The 16,355-nt window shown below is 60.3% G+C and carries 16 protein-coding genes; 9 read left to right on the top strand and 7 right to left on the bottom strand.

Annotation, left to right across the window (positions count from 1 at the left end; all coding sequences use genetic code 11):
- The first annotated feature begins 6 nt into the window (after window positions 1-6).
- The 4 genes from ACTG2J_RS03580 (at window position 7) to ACTG2J_RS03595 (ending at window position 3,499) form a co-directional block, all read left to right on the top strand.
- Entirely contained in the window at window positions 7-159 is a 153-nt protein-coding gene (locus tag ACTG2J_RS03580) for a hypothetical protein (RefSeq protein ID WP_005341188.1), read from the top strand.
- A 390-nt stretch (window positions 160-549) separates the two neighbouring features.
- A complete protein-coding gene (locus ACTG2J_RS03585; protein ID WP_043823044.1) occupies window positions 550-2,268 on the top strand; it encodes an acetolactate synthase 3 large subunit in 1,719 nt (572 codons plus the stop codon).
- Window positions 2,268-2,762, top strand: coding sequence for an acetolactate synthase small subunit (gene ilvN, locus ACTG2J_RS03590; protein WP_005311605.1), 495 nt, complete (start codon window positions 2,268-2,270; stop codon window positions 2,760-2,762). Before ACTG2J_RS03585 ends, ilvN begins: the two co-directional genes overlap by 1 nt.
- A gap of 104 nt (window positions 2,763-2,866) precedes the next feature.
- On the top strand, window positions 2,867-3,499 hold the full coding sequence (locus tag ACTG2J_RS03595) for a LysE family translocator (RefSeq protein ID WP_439989019.1): 633 nt from the start codon (window positions 2,867-2,869) through the stop codon (window positions 3,497-3,499).
- Window positions 3,500-3,659: 160 nt separating this feature from the next.
- Here the strand turns inward: ACTG2J_RS03595 and ACTG2J_RS03600 are convergent, their stop codons facing one another.
- The 3 genes from ACTG2J_RS03600 to dusB form a co-directional block, all read right to left on the bottom strand.
- Window positions 3,660-4,541, bottom strand: a complete 882-nt coding sequence (locus ACTG2J_RS03600; RefSeq protein ID WP_113740510.1) for a DMT family transporter — start codon at window positions 4,539-4,541, stop codon at window positions 3,660-3,662.
- 112 nt (window positions 4,542-4,653) lie between these two features.
- On the bottom strand, window positions 4,654-4,950 hold the full coding sequence (gene fis / locus ACTG2J_RS03605) for a DNA-binding transcriptional regulator Fis (RefSeq protein WP_005309538.1): 297 nt from the start codon (window positions 4,948-4,950) through the stop codon (window positions 4,654-4,656).
- A gap of 26 nt (window positions 4,951-4,976) precedes the next feature.
- The gene (dusB, locus tag ACTG2J_RS03610) at window positions 4,977-5,942 is read right to left on the bottom strand and encodes a tRNA dihydrouridine synthase DusB (protein WP_019445016.1); all 966 of its coding nucleotides are present in this window, start codon (window positions 5,940-5,942) and stop codon (window positions 4,977-4,979) included.
- A gap of 292 nt (window positions 5,943-6,234) precedes the next feature.
- Between dusB and ACTG2J_RS03615 the strand changes: the two genes are divergently transcribed.
- From ACTG2J_RS03615 to ACTG2J_RS03630, 4 genes are all read left to right on the top strand, one after another.
- A complete protein-coding gene (locus ACTG2J_RS03615) occupies window positions 6,235-7,647 on the top strand; it encodes a TolC family protein (protein ID WP_439989008.1) in 1,413 nt (470 codons plus the stop codon).
- A 73-nt stretch (window positions 7,648-7,720) separates the two neighbouring features.
- On the top strand, window positions 7,721-8,725 hold the full coding sequence (locus ACTG2J_RS03620; RefSeq protein ID WP_082182312.1) for an HlyD family secretion protein: 1,005 nt from the start codon (window positions 7,721-7,723) through the stop codon (window positions 8,723-8,725).
- On the top strand, window positions 8,725-9,879 hold the full coding sequence (locus ACTG2J_RS03625) for an ABC transporter permease (RefSeq protein WP_439989007.1): 1,155 nt from the start codon (window positions 8,725-8,727) through the stop codon (window positions 9,877-9,879). The genes ACTG2J_RS03620 and ACTG2J_RS03625 overlap by 1 nt, the downstream gene beginning before the upstream one ends.
- Complete coding sequence (locus ACTG2J_RS03630) at window positions 9,879-11,075, top strand: ABC transporter permease (RefSeq protein WP_439989005.1); 1,197 nt, start codon at window positions 9,879-9,881, stop codon at window positions 11,073-11,075. The genes ACTG2J_RS03625 and ACTG2J_RS03630 overlap by 1 nt, the downstream gene beginning before the upstream one ends.
- A 110-nt stretch (window positions 11,076-11,185) precedes the next feature.
- On the opposite strand, the gene ACTG2J_RS03635 is transcribed toward ACTG2J_RS03630, so the two are convergent.
- The 3 genes from ACTG2J_RS03635 to ACTG2J_RS03645 form a co-directional block, all read right to left on the bottom strand.
- Entirely contained in the window at window positions 11,186-11,821 is a 636-nt protein-coding gene (locus tag ACTG2J_RS03635; RefSeq protein ID WP_439997203.1) for an SDR family oxidoreductase, read from the bottom strand.
- 133 nt (window positions 11,822-11,954) lie between these two features.
- Entirely contained in the window at window positions 11,955-12,809 is an 855-nt protein-coding gene (locus ACTG2J_RS03640) for a DnaA ATPase domain-containing protein (RefSeq protein ID WP_439989002.1), read from the bottom strand.
- Window positions 12,810-12,880: 71 nt separating this feature from the next.
- The gene (locus ACTG2J_RS03645) at window positions 12,881-13,579 is read right to left on the bottom strand and encodes a DnaT-like ssDNA-binding domain-containing protein (RefSeq protein WP_005349201.1); all 699 of its coding nucleotides are present in this window, start codon (window positions 13,577-13,579) and stop codon (window positions 12,881-12,883) included.
- Between the two features lie 240 nt (window positions 13,580-13,819).
- Between ACTG2J_RS03645 and ACTG2J_RS03650 the strand changes: the two genes are divergently transcribed.
- Window positions 13,820-14,791, top strand: coding sequence for a response regulator (locus ACTG2J_RS03650; RefSeq protein ID WP_439989000.1), 972 nt, complete (start codon window positions 13,820-13,822; stop codon window positions 14,789-14,791).
- 74 nt (window positions 14,792-14,865) lie between these two features.
- Here the strand turns inward: ACTG2J_RS03650 and ACTG2J_RS03655 are convergent, their stop codons facing one another.
- Window positions 14,866-16,263, bottom strand: a complete 1,398-nt coding sequence (locus tag ACTG2J_RS03655) for a peptide MFS transporter (protein ID WP_005339123.1) — start codon at window positions 16,261-16,263, stop codon at window positions 14,866-14,868.
- Window positions 16,264-16,355: the final 92 nt, after the last annotated feature.

The following is a 16,355-nucleotide window of genomic DNA, read 5'->3' on the forward strand; positions in this document are numbered from 1 at the left end:
GAGCAAATGCGCTTTACCAATGAAAACGGCGAAGTCATGAACCTGGCTGACAATCTCACCCTGCACGAGTTGCTCGATATGGGTGTCAGCATTTCGGTCAGTGAAGAGACCGATCCGGATCAGCAGATCTGGCTGGCGGAGCCGGATCAGGACAACTGATTCATCATTCGGCATCAAGCCCACCGCTGAGCGGTGGGCTTTTTTGTGGCTGTTTTTCCCCTCTGCGGAATGATCCGCTGGCCATTCCCCGACTTCCTTCCCTTTTGTCTTATGGTCGCTGCGGCAAGTCATTGAATGTTAATAGCCGGTTGAAATGTATGACTGTTCTGGTCAGATAAAGCCGTGGACAAGCGTTATGAAGCGGGTTAAGTTGGTTTTTCACCCTATTTTCGGGTGAATGACGGAAAAATCCTTTTTTTCTACTGCCGACGGGGCTGAATTGGGCCGATCTGCATTCAGATAACAACAAGAAACGGATCGGGCCGTGCCGGGAAGCACGGTATCGTCGGCGGGATTCGCTAAACGGAGCAAAGCCTGGAGGGCTTTATCATGGAGATGTTATCAGGCGCCCAGATGGTGGTTAGAGCGCTGGAAGATCAGGGAGTTGAGCACGTCTTCGGCTACCCTGGTGGCTCAGTGCTCGACATCTATGACGCTCTCTTCGAAAACGGCAAGATGGAGCATGTCTTGGTGCGGCACGAGCAAGCCGCGGTTCACATGGCTGACGGTTATGCCCGTTCCACCGGCAAGGTGGGGACTGTGCTGGTAACGTCAGGCCCGGGAGCGACCAACTGCATTACCGGTATTGCCACCGCCTATATGGATTCCATTCCGCTGGTGATCCTCTCCGGCCAGGTGCCGACCAGCATGATCGGTGAGGATGCGTTCCAGGAGACCGACATGATCGGTATCTCCCGCCCGGTGGTGAAGCACAGCTTCCTGTGCAAGAAGGCGAGCGATATCCCTGAGGCCATCAAGAAGGCCTACTACATTGCCGCCAGCGGCCGCCCGGGGCCGGTGGTGGTGGATCTGCCCAAAGATGTGCAGAACCCGAAAGAAAAATTCCCCTACCAGTATCCCGAGACGGTCTCCCTGCGCTCCTACAACCCGACCAAGTCTGGCCATAAAGGGCAGATCAAGCGGGCAGCCAAGCTGCTGGTGGATGCCCAGCGCCCGGTGATGTACGTGGGCGGTGGCGCCATCAACGCCAATGCGGACCATCTGGTGACCAAACTGGCGGAGCTGCTGAACCTGCCGGTGACCACCACCCTGATGGGGCTGGGGGCCTTCTCTGGTGTCCATCCGCAATTTATCGGTATGCTGGGGATGCACGGCACCTTCGAAGCCAACAAGACCATGCACAACGCGGATCTCATCTTCGCCGTGGGTGCCCGCTTCGATGACCGCGTCACCAACAACGTGGCCAAGTTCTGCCCCAATGCCACCGTGGTTCATATCGATATCGACCCCACCTCCATCTCCAAGACGGTGCAGGCCCATGTGCCCATCGTCGGCTCGGTGGAAACCGTGCTGGAGCAGATGTTGGAAGTGATCCGCGAGTGTGGCTTCGATAACGACAAGGAGGCGCTGGCGGACTGGTGGAGCCAGATCAACCAGTGGCGCTCCCGTCACTGTCTGGCCTACGAAAAGTCGGCTACCCAGATCAAGCCGCAACAGGTTATCGAGACCCTTTACAAAGTGACTCAGGGTCAGGCGTTCGTCGCCTCCGACGTCGGTCAGCACCAGATGTTTGCTGCCCTCTACTACCCGTTTGCCAAACCGCGCCAGTGGATCAACTCAGGGGGCCTCGGCACCATGGGCTTTGGTATTCCGGCCGCCATGGGGGCCCAGTTTGCCAACCCTGATGCGGTGGTCTGCTGCGTCACCGGGGATGGCTCGGTGCAGATGAACATTCAGGAGCTCTCTACCTGCATGCAGTACGGGGTGCCCATCAAGATCATCTCCATCAACAACCGTGCACTGGGCATGGTCAAGCAGTGGCAGAAGATGTTCTACGGCGGCCGTCACAGCCACTCCTACATGGAGTCCCTGCCGGACTTCGTCAAACTGGCGGAAGCCTACGGCCACGTCGGTATCGCGGTGAGCGATCCGGCGGAGCTGGAGAGCGCCATGGAGAAGGCCTTCGCCATGAAGGATCGGCTGGTGTTCATGGATATCTCGGTCGACCCGGATGAGCACGTCTATCCGATGCAGATCAAGTTTGGTGCCATGGACGAGATGTGGCTGAGCAAGACGGAGAGAACCTGATGAGACACATCATTTCAGTACTGCTGGAGAACGAATCTGGCGCCCTGAGCCGTGTGGTGGGCCTCTTCTCCCAGCGCGGCTACAACATCGAGACCCTGACGGTGGCGCCGACCGAGGATCCCACCCTGTCGCGCATGACCATAGTCACCATGGGTGACGAGCGGGTGCTGGAGCAGATCCAGAAGCAGCTGCACAAGCTGGTGGATGTGCTCAAGGTGTGCGACCTGAGTGAAGGGGAGCATATCGAGCGGGAGATCGCGCTGGTCAAGGCGCGCGCCGCCGGTGGGGCCCGTGATGAGCTGAAACGGTTGGCGGATATCTTCCGTGGCCAGATCGTCGACGTCACCCCCGAGCAGTACACGGTACAGTTGGTGGGCACGAGCGAGAAGCTGGATGCCTTTATCAAGACTGCCGCCCAGACCAACGAGATCATCGAAGTGGTGCGCTCCGGCGTCTGCGGCATCTCGCGGGCGGACAAGGCGCTGCGGCCCTGATGGCTGGCGGGACAGCTGATGACACGTTAGCTGCCGCAGAGTGAAAGGAAAGAGGGCTCTGCGGAGCCCTCTTTGTTTGGTTTTGCTTTACGAGGGGAGGGATGATGTTCGGTATTCATGATCTCGCACTGTTTATGGTCTCGGGGCTGCTGCTCAATATCATGCCGGGACCCGACTCCCTGCTGGTCATGCTGCGTAGCGGCTCGCAAGGGTGGCGTGCCGGTTCGGTCGCGACCCTTGGCATCGGCACTGGTGTTATGGTGCATGTGTTGGCGGCGGCCCTTGGTCTGTCGGCCCTGCTCAGCGCCTCGGCCGAGTTGTTTGCCCTTATCAAGCTGGCTGGTGCCATCTACCTCATCTATCTGGGGTTCTCCCTGCTGCGCCAGCAGGTTACGGGTGCAATGGAGAGAGGGATCACCTTGCCCGCCCTATCCTATGGCCAGATTTACCGGCAGGGTGTGCTGACCAATGTGCTCAACCCCAAGGTCGCGCTCTTTTTCCTCGCCTTCGTGCCCCAGTTCATCGCGCCGGATGCCCCCGACAAGGCGCTCGCCTTTATTCTGCTTGGCTGCATCTTCAATCTGGGCGGCATCATCTGGTGTCACTTGCTGGTCTTTACCACCGTCTATGCCAGCCACAGGGTACGGCTGTCACAGCGTCTCGGCCGCTGGCTCAACCGGGGCATCGGCACCCTGTTTGTCGGGCTCGGGATCAAGCTCGCGCTTTCCAGTCGCTAACTGGCGGCCAGGGGATGTTCAAGAAGGGATCAGACGCATGAGGTCGAGCCGAGAACATGGCCCAAGCAGTTCGCTGTGGCAATGCAACAAAAGGGGCAGGCAACTGCAGGCCCCTTTTCGTTGGTTGTTTCATCCGCATAGAGGCGTTTGCAGTGGGCAGCTAGCGTGCCGGTTTCAGCGTGCGACTACGTAGCAGCAGGGGCAGTTGGTAAAGCACCAGGGCGCCGAGCACCAGTCCGGCACCGGCCAGTTTGGCGCTGCCGAGGGGTTCGTTGTAGAAGAAGGTGCTCAGCAGCAGAGTCCAGACCGGTTCCATCAGCATCATCAGGGCGGCGTGGGCGGTGGTCATCTTGCTCAATGCATTGGTGAGCAGCCAGTAGCGCAATGTGGTGGCGATCAAGACGCTCGCCACAAACCAGCCCCAGATGCCGTGGCTGACTCCAGCCTCGGGCCACTGTTCGGTCAGCAGTGAGAGCAGGGTGCCGAGCAGGCCGGTCATCGCCAGCTGGATGCAGGTGAGCCAGGTGGGGGCGATGGATTGGGCAAAGTGGCGATGGACGGCAAGCTGGATACCGAGGGTAGTGGCAGCCGCCAGAAACCAGAACAGCGAGAGCGACACGCCCCAGTGGGTACTGCTGGAGAGCAGCAGCAAACCGGCGATGGCGATGGGCAGGGTGAGCCAGTAGTGGCGGCCGGGCTTGGCCCGAAAGGCTCCCCAGGCGGCCAGCGGGGCCATCAGAGTGGCGACGCTCATGATAAAGGCGCCGCTGCCCAGTGCATCGCTCTGGCTGATGGCGGTGACCCACAGCAGCAGGCTGGCGCCGAGCAATGTGCCGCAGCCGGCGGCGCGCAGCAGTTGGGCGCGAGTCGGCGGTGGCTCGCGCAACCAGGCCAAGGGCAGCAAAAGCAGCGCCGCCAGCAGAAAGCGGCTGCCGATAAAGGCGGCGGGGGGCAGTTCGCGGATTGCCTCTTTCGAGAAGAGCCAGCCGGCAGCGGCCAGCAGGGTGACCAGTACCATCAGCAGCAGGGGAGTGCGGTTCATCGGGGTCGTCATGGTGAAATGGAGGGGAAAGCATAAAGGAAAGGCGCCAGGTATTGCTACCTGACGCCTTTCGCATCTGCCTTGAACCGCCGTCGCGGCTCGCGGCCAGCAATCAGTTCATGCCGTAACGCTTGAGCTTCTTGCGCAGGGTGCCACGGTTGATACCCATCATCACGGCAGCGCGAGTCTGGTTACCACGGGTGTACTGCATGATCACGTCCAGCATCGGCGCTTCGACTTCGGAGAGAACCATATCGTACAGATCAATCACTTCCTGACCGTTCAACTGGGCCAGGTAGTTACGCAGGGCCTGTTGCACAGAGTCACGCAGGGGGCGCTGGGTCGGCTCGGCAGCGTGATTGTGAGTAGTTGTTACCAATGCATCAGAAGTCAGGGTTTGTTCGAACATATTCGGTCGGCTCTTTAGTTATCTTGTTAACCTAATCCATCGAAATACGCTTCGAGTGCCTCAAGTTGCGCGTCTGCGCAATCCAGGGCATTGAAGTGCTTACGGAATTCTCGGCCCGTCTCTTCTTCATCCAGATACCAGCCCACGTGTTTACGGGCTATGCGCGCTCCCAGATATGCACCATAAAACCGGTGCAGGTTGGTTACATGCTCGTTCATCAGGGTGCGAACCTCTTCCCTCTCGGGAGGCGGCAGCTTGGTGCCCGTCTCAAGAAAATGACGGATTTCCCGGAAAATCCAGGGTCGTCCTTGCGCAGCTCGGCCGATCATCACGGCGTCGACACCGGTATAGTCGAGGACATACCGGGCTTTTTCCGGACTGTTGATGTCACCATTGGCGACAACAGGAATCGATACGGCCTGCTTAATCGCCCTGATCGTGTCGTACTCCGCTTCGCCCTTGTAGAGGCAGGCACGGGTACGACCATGCACGGCAAGGGCCGCGATACCGCAATCTTCGGCGATTCGGGCGATCTCCACGCCATTGCGGTTATCCGGATCCCATCCTGTGCGGATCTTCAAGGTGACAGGCACCTCCACTGCATCAACCACGGCCCGGCAAATTGCTTTGACCTGATCGGGGGCACGCAGCAGGGCAGAACCTGCCAACTTCTTATTCACTTTTTTTGCCGGACATCCCATGTTGATGTCGACGATCTGTGCGCCCTGCTCCACGTTGTAGCGGGCAGCAAACGCCATCATCTCGGGGTCGGCTCCGGCAATCTGGACCGATCGCAATCCGCCTTCTGCAGAGTGATCCATCCTCATCCGGGTTTTCTGGGTATCCCAGACATCCGGGTTGGCCAGCAGCATCTCGGAAACGGCCATGCCAGCCCCCAATCGCAAACAAAGTTCACGGAATGGTCGGTCAGTTACACCGGCCATGGGAGCCACAATCAAGGGAGTTTCAAGCGTGTGGGGACCTATCTGCATTCCACGGTTACCATCGGCTTAGGGCGGCGTATATTACGCATTTTTTAGGCAGGAGAAAAGGTTAGTATTTGAGCGTCAGCCATTTTTTTCTGAAAAAAACGTCGCGCCAAGGCTTGCAAATTCTGGAGTTATTGAAAAACGGCCAGATTGCCGGAGACTGATCGCTGTACCATTCGGGTCGGACGCCTGCATAATTGTCAGTCCACTTGCAGGCCCGCTTTGCGTTATGATAGCGGGCTTAAGTCGAGCAAATGCTCCAAACATTTATGCAACAAAAGCGGATTGGGGATCTATGACGTCAAGGTTCATTAAATCACTCTGGCCGTGTCTGATGGGGGCCATGCTGGGGTCGGCGCAGGCGCAAACCATCAGTTTTGGCGAAGCCTGGACCCGGGTCATCCAGCAGGATGAAGGGTTGGCTGCCGAGCAGGCCGGGGTCGATCGGGCCAAACAGCTGCGCGAGGCGGCCAAGGATATGTATCTGCCCAAGTTGGATCTGGGGGCCAGCTATACCCACCTCGATCAGCCGATGGAACTTGATCTGATGGATCTCAACCCCATCGCCAGCCATCCAGAGCTGGGTGAGAAACTCAGCAAAATTTTGGCTGGGAGGGGGGCTAACCTCAGTCCCAATGACTTCGTTACCCCGCTGACCAAACAGAACGTGGTGACCAGCTCGGTCAAGATGCTGTGGCCGCTGTTTGCCGGTGGCCGCATCGATGCGGCGCAAGATATCCGCCAGGCGCAGGTGAGCGAGGCGCAGCAGCTGCTGGTGCTCAAACAGCAAGCCACTTTCGAGAGCCTCTCCCAGACCTATTTCGGCGTCGTGCTGGCCGCTCAGGTAGTGCAGACCAAGCAGGAGATCGAAGAGGGGCTGGCCCACCATCTGGATCACGCCAAGAAGCTTGAAGCTCAGGGCCAGATCGCCAGGGTGGAGCGGCTCTCCGCCCAGTCGGCCTATGATCGGGCCCGCATCGATACCCAGAAGTCACGCCGTGGCCTCGAGATCGCCGAGCTGGCCCTCGGCCATATGCTCAAGCTGTCCCGCGCCGAGCCCGACAGCGGCCTGTTCGTCAACCAGGAGCTGCCGCGCCTCGAGGGGCTGGTGAGCCAGACCCTCGAGGTGCACCCCGGCCTCAAGCTGCTCAACGCCAAGAAAGAGCAGGCCAAGGGGATGATCCGGATGGAGAAGGGCAAATATGCCCCCGAAGTATTCCTGTTCGGCAACTACAACCTCTATGAAGATGATTCACTGGCCGCCAAGACCGCGCCGGACTGGCTGGTGGGGGTGGGTGTCAGCATGCCGCTGGTGAGCCGCGATGGCCGATCCGAGACGGTGCAGGCAGCCAAGAGCGCCGAGCTGCAAGTCAATCTGCTGCAGGCCAAGACCCGCCAGGATCTGGAGTTGCTGGTAGAGAAGACCTGGCGCGAAGCGGCGCAGGGGCTGGAGGAGTATCAATCCCTCTCTTCCACTCAGGCGTTGGCAGAGGAGAACGTGTTACTGCGGGACAAGGCCTTCGGTCAGGGGCTCTCTACCTCCCTTGATGTGGTGGATGCCCAAAACCAGCTGGCGGGGGTCAAGACCCAGCGCGCAGCGGCGGCCTATCAATATGTGGTGTCGCTGGCCCGTCTGCTGGCGCTCTCCGGCCAGATGAACAGTTTCAATCAATATCAGCACGGTCAGGTGATCGAGGTGAACTCATGATCGCACTCCAGTCCGTTCCTTTTTCTATCTCTGTTTCGACCGCCAAGGGTCGCCCGTTTGTCGAGGTGAAGTGATTAGCCATCCCCCCATCAAAAAGAAGATGAGCCAGGGTAAACCGCTGTTGTTGCCGCTGGCGCTGGTGATCCTGGTGGTGTGGCTCGGCTGGCGCTTCTGGCTCGCTTATCAGCCCGAGCCGGTGCATCTGCAAGGGCAGATTGAAGCGCAGCAATATTCGGTCTCCTCCAAGGTGCCGGGCCGCATCGACGAGGTGCTGGTTAAAAAGGGCGATCAGCTGACCAAGGATCAACTGGTCTTTACCCTGGCGAGCCCCGAGATTGAAGCCAAGCTGAGCCAGGCCAAGGCCGGTGAGGCCGCTGCGGGTGCGCTGGCGCAAGAGGCGGAGAAGGGGGCCCGTGCCCAACAGATCGCTGCCGCCAAGGATCAGTGGCAAAAAGCCAAGGCTGCCGCCCAGCTGCGTGGCAAGACCTATGAGCGGGTTGCCAGCCTGCACCGCGACGGCGTAATGCCGCTGCAAAAGCGCGATGAGGCCTGGACTGCCTGGCAAGCTGCACGCTACAGCGAAGGGATGGCGTGGCAACAGTACCAGATGGCGTTGGAAGGGGCGCGGGAAGAGACCAAGATCGCCGCTCGCGAGAAGGCCAAGATGGCGGCGGGTTCCGTGGCCGAGGTTGAGGCCTATCTGGCCGACACCCGCATCACCAGTCCCCACAATGGTGAAGTGAGTCAGGTGTTGCTGCGTAGCGGCGAGCTGGCGCCGCAAGGCTTCCCGGTTGTGACCCTGCTCGATATGAGCGATGCCTGGGCCCAGTTCCACGTGCGCGAGGATCTGCTGCCCCGCTTCCCGGTGGGTACCGAGTTCGATGCCCGCATCCCGGGCCTTGGCGATCAGATGGTGCGCTTCAAGGTGACCCATGTGGCCGTGATGGGGGATTTTGCCACCTGGCGTGCCACCGATACCCGTCAGGGTTTCGATATGAAGAGCTTCCAGGTGGAGGCTCGCCCGCTGCAACCGGTTGAGGGGCTGCGGGTTGGCATGAGTGTGCTGGTTGAACTCTGATGGGACGTGAATTTCGGCTGCTGTGGCAGGATCCCTTCAGTCGTGCCCTGATGAGCTGGGTGCCGTTGCTGCTGATGGGGATCCTCTGCTGGATCTTCTCGGCAGGATTGGCCCGCGACCTCAAGGTGGGGCTGGTGGATCTCGACCACAGCATGCTCTCGCGCCAGCTCGCCTTCTCGCTGGATGGCTCAGCGGGGCTCAAGGTGGCGCAACAGTTCGACTCCATCGATGCCGGTGCCCACGCCCTGCGCGGTGGCGACATCTATGCGCTGGTGGTGATCCCCAACCATCTGGAGCGGGATGCCCGTCAGGGCACCCAGCCGCAGGTGACGGTGTTCAACAACGGCCAGTTCATCCTCATCGCCAAGCTGGTCAACTCGGCGCTGGCGCAGGTGGTAGGCACTCTCAACGGTCAGGTCGGTGTGCTGGAGGCGATGGCCGATGGCAAGGCGCTGCCCGGCGCACTCGGGCAGTCGGTGCCCATCAGCAGTCAGGTGACGGCGATCTATAACCTCAACTCCAGCTACGCCCAGTTTCTGCTGAGCGCCATTCTGCCTGCGGTGTGGCAGATCCTGGTGGTGCTGTTTGGCCTCAATGCACTGGCCCGTACCGATCGGCTGGGGCTGGACTGGACTACTCGCGGGGTCTGGTTTGGTCTCTGGCGCACCCTGCTGCCCCACGTGCTGATTGGCTGGGTGTGGGGGATTGTCTGGACGCTGCTGCTGTTCAAGGGCTTCTCCTACCCCATGCACGGCAGATGGCTGGTGCTGGTGGTGGGTCTGGGGCTCGCCTCGGCAGCCTGCGTCACCATGGGGGCCTTTTTCTACGGCATCATCCGGGATCCGGCGCGCGCCCTGTCGCTGGCGGGGGCTTACACTGCGCCCGGTTTCGCCTTTATGGGGGTCACCTTTCCGGTGAGTGCCATGGGAGATTTCGCCCGCTTCTGGCGCAGCCTGTTGCCGGTCTCTCACTATGTGGAGCTGCAGATTGGTCAGAGCAACTACGGTCTGCCTCTCGCATCGGCGTTGCCGCAACTGGGGGCGCAGCTGCTGTTTCTGCTCCCCCTGCTGCTGGTGGTACGCCGTTACAAGCAGCAGGCCGAGCTGGCCCGTCAATCAGCCGCAGTGGCGAGCGCCGAAAAGGAGCCTGAGTGATGCTGGGATTTGTCGATCTGTTGCGCCTAGAGCTGCGCACCCTGCTGGCGGATCGCGCCATCATGCTGACCCTGTTTGGCGGGGTGATCTTCTACTCGTTTCTCTATCCCCAGCCCTATCTGCATCAGCTGCCGCGGGAAGAGGCGGTGGTGGTGGTCAACGAGGATGGCAGTCAGTTGTCCCGTCAGCTGGAGTTTATGGCCGATGCCACGCCGCAGGTGAAGCTGGTAGCGCGGGCCAATTCGCTGGATGAAGCGCGGCAGCTGATGATGGCCGGGAAGGCGAGCGGGATCCTGCATATTCCCAACCACTTCTATCGGGATCTGATGCTGGGCAAGAGCGTCACCCTGAGCTATGCCGGTGATGCCTCCTACTTTCTGGTCTACGGCACCATTGCCGAGGGGTTGGCGCAGGCCGGTGGCACTCTCGCCGCGCAGGTGAAGGTGGTGCGGCTGTTGAGCCACGGCGAGGCGCTGCCACAAGCGGCCATGGGCTGGAATGCGGTGGCCCTCAACGTGGTGCCGGTGTTCAACCCCACCATGGGCTATGTGAACTACGTGGTGCCGGCGGTGTTCGTGCTGATCCTCCATCAGGTGTTGCTGATGGGGGCGGGGATCCTGGGGGCGACCCAGAACCAGCGCTGTTGCCGCGGCGAGCATGGTTACTGGCAAAGCGCGCCGGTGTTGCCGCTGCTGCTGGCCAGAACCCTGGTGCTGGCGGGGTTGTTCCTGCTGCCGGTGAGCTACTTCCTCGGCTTCTGCTTCGATCACTACAACATCGCTCGTCATGCCGATCCGCTGGAGCTGTGGCTGTTCGCCCTGCCATTCCTGCTGGCGACCTGCTGGTTTGGCGTGGTGCTCGGCGCGATATTTACCCGGCGGGATCTGCCGACTCAGGTGGTGCTGATCTCCTCCCTGCCGCTGGTTTTTCTGGCGGGCTTTATCTGGCCGCTCGAGCTGATCCCGGCGCCTCTCAACTGGCTGGCTCAGTGGGTGCCCACTATCCCCGCCATCGAGGGTTTTCTGCGCCTCAACCAGATGGAGGCCGACTTTGCGCAGGTCTCCCGTTACTGGTGGCAACTGTGGGGACTGGCGCTGCTCTACGGCGCGCTGGCCTGCCTGCTGCTGCGTTGGCGGCAGCAGTCGCTGCCGGTTGCTCGCCCGTCAGTCGCGCAGGGTGAAACAACCGCCGGTTAAGCGGGATAGGGCAAGCGCCCGTGAGATGGCGTGTGCGGTAAAGCGAAAACGGTCAGCCCTTGGGCTGACCGTTTTGTTATGTGGTGGGGTTAAGCAGTTGTACTGCTGTTTTAGCCACGCTGGAGCGTGGGATCCCCGATGGCGTAGATCTGCCCCACCGCAGGCTCATCCGCCAGCAGACGCAGCCCTTGGGTGGCCACATCGGCGCGGCGTACTAGTCCGTGTACCTCCTTGCCCTGACTCAGCTCGGCGCGGCTGGTGGCGTCGCCATCCTGCAGGCCCGCCGGGCGCAGAATGGTCCATGCGAGGGCGCTGGTCTGCAGCCAGCTCTCCGCCAGACTCTTGAGACGCACCTCGTGACCGAAGGCGGCGCGGGCCCGCTGCGGCAGATATTGCCAGCTGTCGCCACAGCCGAGGGAGGTGACCAGCAGCAGCCGTTTCAGGCCTGCCTGCTCCATGGCATCGATCACATGACGGTTGCCCTGATAGTCCACCGGCGCGGCCTGACGGAAGCTGCCCAGTGTAGATACGACCTGTGCATCTTGCCCTGCCAGAGCACATGCCTGCTGCACCGCAGCCGGATCCAGCGCATCCCCTTCGATCACCTCAACTCCCAGCGCACTCAGTTCCATGGCCATCTCGGGGCTGCGCACCAGCGCAACGACCCGGTGACCCTGGCTCAGGGCGTGATAAGTAAAGGCGCGGCCGAGCCCGCGGCTGGCTCCGAAAATCAGTGTGGTTGGCATAGATGAGCTCCCTTGGCAAAAGGGGCTAGCCTAGTGGCTTGTTCGCTTGCTGTAAATGAGAGTTGTTTCTATTTGTGAGCTGACAGGGAGGAGAGAGTGCGAGCCGCCAGCGACTCGCACTCTTTGAGAGGGATCAGCCGTTGTAGTTGCCGATGCCGGGGCGACGGCTGGGACCGCTCAGGTGGATATCCACCGGATTGAATGCCTTGATCGCTTCATAGCTGAAATCACCGATCGCCTGATGCAGGGTCTGGGGCGTGTGGTTGGTGATGATGATGACGCTCTTTGACAGGTTGCGACGGCGGCGCAGCAGGTGGCCGAGGAAGCTGGACTGGCTCTCCGCCATCTTGGCGCGGTTGGCCGATACCTCATCGATGATCAGCAGATCCACCTCTTCCAGCGCGCGGCGGTACTGGTTGCGCTCATCCTGGTCGGGGATGACGTTGAAGAACAGCCGATCGACGATGGAGGCCCACTGCTGGAAGATCACCGATTTCTGGTGACGGGCGATCAGCTCATGCGCCACCGCTCCCGCCAGCGTTGACTTGCCGGTGCCGTAGTCGCCGTAGATCAGCATGCAGCCGCCACCGCTCTTCTCCCAGTGCTCGAAGCCGCTGATAAAGTAACGGGCTGTTTCGATGGGGTATTGCAGCGCCGGGTCACCGGCATCCATCTTGTCAAATACCCAGTCAGGGTTGAGGTCGGCCTGGGCGATCAGCTTCTGGATCCGCTCCTGACGGGCTGCCTTCTGCAGCTCGCGCACCTCGGCGTTGGCCTTGGCGTCGTACTCCTTGCGCAGGGTCTCGTAGTCATACTGGCCGCCACCGGTCTCTTGTTGCAGGCGACGAATGCGCTCCAGCAGGCCACCCACATGGCGGCTCAATTCCGGGTCGTGAATGCGGTGATCCTGCTTGGCCTTGGCGATCTTCTGGCGCTTGGCTTCGATCTCTTCCAGCTCCTGGCGCAGGGGATCTTGCGGGTCAGTCATGGAATGCTCCTTCTGCTCGATCAGGGATGGGTAGACAAGGGGTTGATTCTGCCTGCAGGCGGGGGCCGCTATCAATCATTATCCGGCTCCTGCTGCGCTGCGGGTTCTTGCGTCTGCTGTTGGGCCAGTCGCTTGGCCTCTTCAATCATCTGTTGGGCCCGTTTGCTGGGGCCCGACTCTGCCGGTGCCGGCGTCACCTGCTGGTAGCCCTGCACCTCCATCGGTTTGCGACGGGTATAGCGGCGGGTCTTGAGGGCGCGAATAAACTTGAGCATCCATTGATGCTGGGAGTCGAACACCTCGGGGCGCCCCAGCCAGTAGGCGATAAACTCCCCCAGATCCTCTTCGCTATAGCTGGCATCGATCACCCCGCACAGACGGGCGAGGGCGGGCAGCTCTTCGTCCGGACGCCATTGCAGATGCATCTGGAAGGGGCGCTCCGGCAGCGGGCTGCGCAATTTCTGGGTCAGCAGTGGCAACTGGAACGGGCACTGATGGTAGTGCTCACTCTCGGGCTGAGCCTCGACTTGCAGCAGGCCCGCCTCCATCAGTTCATCGAACAGCTCGGTGAGCTGGCGGGCATTGACCTGAAACGAAAAGCCGCAGGGATCTCCCGGATCGACCACTGCCAGCGCCCGACCCAGCTCGGGATAGTTGAGCCTTGCCGCCTGATTTTCCAGCACCAGTCGGCGCAGCTGCAGGGTATAGAGACTGCGGGCCGGATGGGACAATCTTGGGTGGGCAAGGGCACTGTATTCGGCTGGGGTCATGGTCTTCTTTATGAGCTGGAGTGGGGGGCATTATCCCTTATGGCGCCCACTTGCACAATTCGGATGGCGGTCGTAGTCGTGGGGCCACCCGAGCGAATAGAGCTGCGCGGGCAGATAGGGTTCTCTTGATGCCATCGTATGATCGAGGTCTACTTTTGACGCAGGGTTTCCGCGCTGACCACACTTTTGAGCTAGTCTTAATACCTAAATAACCAATTGACTAATAAGAGCTTTATCAAGATGTCAAAAGCCGGGCTACGGATCCTGGTGGTGGAGGACGAGGCCGTTTTTCGCCACTCGTTAGTGAGTTACCTCGCACGGGACGGGGCAACGGTGTTTCAGGCCGAAGATGGTATTGAGGGGCTATCGGCGGCGGCCCTCTACCATCCTGATGTGGTGCTCTGCGATCTCAATATGCCCAATATGGATGGCCACGAGGTGATCGCCTGCCTCTCTGCGCGCTATCCCCATATTCCGGTTATCGTCATTTCGGCCCAGAGCACCATGGAGGCAGTCGCCAGCGCCTTGCGTGCCGGTGCGCGGGACTATCTGCTCAAACCCCTTGAGGATTACGCGCTGGTCGAGCGCAGTATCGAACAGTGTCTCAACGGCAGCGCCAACCGGGCGCAGCAGCTGGAGCTGATGGATCACATCGACTATTTCAGTGTCCACGACAAGGCGGCCAGCCGTCTGCTGGCGGGGCTCAAGCCGCCGGGCTTGCAGGAGTGGGGCCCCTGGCAGGTCACGTTCAAGGGGCTGGGGCAGCTGTTTATTCCCGATACCTTTAAGGTGGAAGATAAGCTGCTGGTGCTGGTGATGGAGCTGCCGATCATGGGGACGGATGCGGCATTTTGTGGTGCGCTGGTGCGATCCTTGATGAATGTCCCCTACCGCCAGTTTCAGCAGAACGAGAGCCGGTTGCTGAGCCAGCCGCACCGGTTGCTCGACTACCTCAACCATCAGTTGATGGCGTCCGGGCTTCGCCACTCTTTTGCCATGGCGGCGCTGCTGTTTGATCAGCATGATGGGCTGGTGTTTGCCAACGCAGGGCTCACTTCTCCCCATTGGCTGATGCGCTCCGGTGGCTTGCCCCTTGGCCTGATGCGCAGTAGCCACTACGCCCTGCACAAACGTAGCTGGCATGAACCGTTCGCCCTGCAGTTTCGCAGCGACAGCGGCGGCTCGCTGGATGTGCAGGTTCGTCATCACTGATGCCGCCTGATAAACAGGCTAAAACAAACAGGGCGCCGATGGGCGCCCTGTTTGTTGTTTGCAATCCTGACCGTTTAGACGGTGGCGGAATGCAGTTTTTTCTCTTGCGCTTGCGGCTCTTTGGCCGGGCCTTCGGCACCGTGCATCCAGTAAACCAGGCGGTTGGCCATGGTCAGCAGGATCAGGGCGCTCAGTATCGCAGCCAGGGCGATGCCACCGAAGATGGCGATCGGACCGGCTTCACCTACGAAGGAGCCGATAAAGCCCGCAGCGTAGTTGGCCAAGGCAACGAAGCCAAACCAGGCACCCATCATCAGGGAGGCCAGACGCAGCGGAGCCAGCTTGGTCACCATGGAGAGGCCAATCGGGGAGAGGCAGAGCTCGCCCAGGGTGTGGAACAGGTATGCGCCAACCAGCCAGAACATGGAGGTCTTGACGGTGTTGTCACCACCTTGCTGCAGCACGGCACCAACCATGAACAGGAAGCCGATAGCCAGGAACAGCAGACCCATGGCGAATTTCACCGGAGAGTTCGGCTCTTTCTTGCCTAGCTTGATCCAGATGGCCGCAACGACCGGTGCCAGGGTGATAATGAAGAAGGGGTTCAGGGACTGGAACCAAGCGGTCGGCACTTCGAAGCTGCCGATCATGCGGTCGGTATACTCCTGGGTGTAGAGGTTCATCAGACCACCGGCCTGCTCGAAACCGGCCCAGAAGATGATGGTGAACAGACCCAGTACCAGAATAACCTTGATGCGATCCACTTCCTGCTTGGTCAGCGGTGCTTTCTGCTCGGTAGTACGCAGGGCTGCTGCGCGCTGGGCGGCAGTGACACGACCGATGTCACCCAGGAAACGTTGGGCCATGGTGGCCTGGATCACCAGAGAGAGCAGCATACCGATACCGGCGCCGACGAAGGCTGCTTGCCAGCCGTAGGCGGTGGCAGCAGCACCACAGATCACACCTGCCAGCAGGGAACCCAGGTTGATGCCCATGTAGAAGATGGTGAAAGCACCATCACGGCGGTGATCGCCCTCTTCATAGAGGTCACCCACCATGGTGGAGATGTTCGGTTTGAACAGGCCGTTACCCACGATCAGCAGCGCGAGGCCCGCGTAGAACATGGTGTTGACCATATCCGGGAACATGGCGTGGGGCAGTGCCAGAGTGAACTGACCTGCGGCCATCAGTACGGCACCGATCAGGATGGCGCGACGTTGACCCAGGAAGGTGTCAGCCAGCCAGCCGCCGATCAGCGGAGTGATATAAACCAGACCGGTATAGATACCGTAGAGTTTGAGGGCATCTGCCTGACTCCAGCCCAGACCGCCGTTGGCAGTCAGGTCGGTCAGATAGAGCACCAGCACGGCACGCATGCCGTAATAGGAGAATCTCTCCCACAGTTCGGTACTAAAGAGCAAAAAAAGCCCTTTAGGGTGACCTAAAAAGGTCCCTTTTGACGGGTTATTCATTGGAACTTCCACCTGTGTCTTATATTTATTTGAGTTTTTTATGCAAGGGCGAGAAACACGCCTCAATCCTTATAGAGCATGTGTGAATAAAT

Source organism: Aeromonas sp. 6P, assembly GCF_051919525.1.
GTDB classification, from domain to species: Bacteria; Pseudomonadota; Gammaproteobacteria; order Enterobacterales; family Aeromonadaceae; genus Aeromonas; species Aeromonas veronii.

Bases quoted from the DNA above. Each gene is read 5' to 3' on its own strand.
- ACTG2J_RS03630 (WP_439989005.1), top strand. From the start codon at position 9,879: ATGCTGGGATTTGTCGATCTGTTGCGCCTAGAGCTGCGCACCCTGCTG.
- ACTG2J_RS03595 (WP_439989019.1), top strand. From the start codon at position 2,867: ATGTTCGGTATTCATGATCTCGCACTGTTTATGGTCTCGGGGCTGCTG.
- ACTG2J_RS03600 (WP_113740510.1), bottom strand. From the start codon at position 4,541: ATGAACCGCACTCCCCTGCTGCTGATGGTACTGGTCACCCTGCTGGCC.
- fis (WP_005309538.1), bottom strand. From the start codon at position 4,950: ATGTTCGAACAAACCCTGACTTCTGATGCATTGGTAACAACTACTCAC.
- ACTG2J_RS03585 (WP_043823044.1), top strand. From the start codon at position 550: ATGGAGATGTTATCAGGCGCCCAGATGGTGGTTAGAGCGCTGGAAGAT.
- ACTG2J_RS03580 (WP_005341188.1), top strand. From the start codon at position 7: ATGCGCTTTACCAATGAAAACGGCGAAGTCATGAACCTGGCTGACAAT.
- ACTG2J_RS03650 (WP_439989000.1), top strand. From the start codon at position 13,820: ATGTCAAAAGCCGGGCTACGGATCCTGGTGGTGGAGGACGAGGCCGTT.
- ACTG2J_RS03635 (WP_439997203.1), bottom strand. From the start codon at position 11,821: ATGCCAACCACACTGATTTTCGGAGCCAGCCGCGGGCTCGGCCGCGCC.
- ilvN (WP_005311605.1), top strand. From the start codon at position 2,268: ATGAGACACATCATTTCAGTACTGCTGGAGAACGAATCTGGCGCCCTG.
- ACTG2J_RS03625 (WP_439989007.1), top strand. From the start codon at position 8,725: ATGGGACGTGAATTTCGGCTGCTGTGGCAGGATCCCTTCAGTCGTGCC.
- ACTG2J_RS03615 (WP_439989008.1), top strand. From the start codon at position 6,235: ATGACGTCAAGGTTCATTAAATCACTCTGGCCGTGTCTGATGGGGGCC.
- ACTG2J_RS03645 (WP_005349201.1), bottom strand. From the start codon at position 13,579: ATGACCCCAGCCGAATACAGTGCCCTTGCCCACCCAAGATTGTCCCAT.
- dusB (WP_019445016.1), bottom strand. From the start codon at position 5,942: ATGCAGATAGGTCCCCACACGCTTGAAACTCCCTTGATTGTGGCTCCC.
- ACTG2J_RS03640 (WP_439989002.1), bottom strand. From the start codon at position 12,809: ATGACTGACCCGCAAGATCCCCTGCGCCAGGAGCTGGAAGAGATCGAA.
- ACTG2J_RS03655 (WP_005339123.1), bottom strand. From the start codon at position 16,263: ATGAATAACCCGTCAAAAGGGACCTTTTTAGGTCACCCTAAAGGGCTT.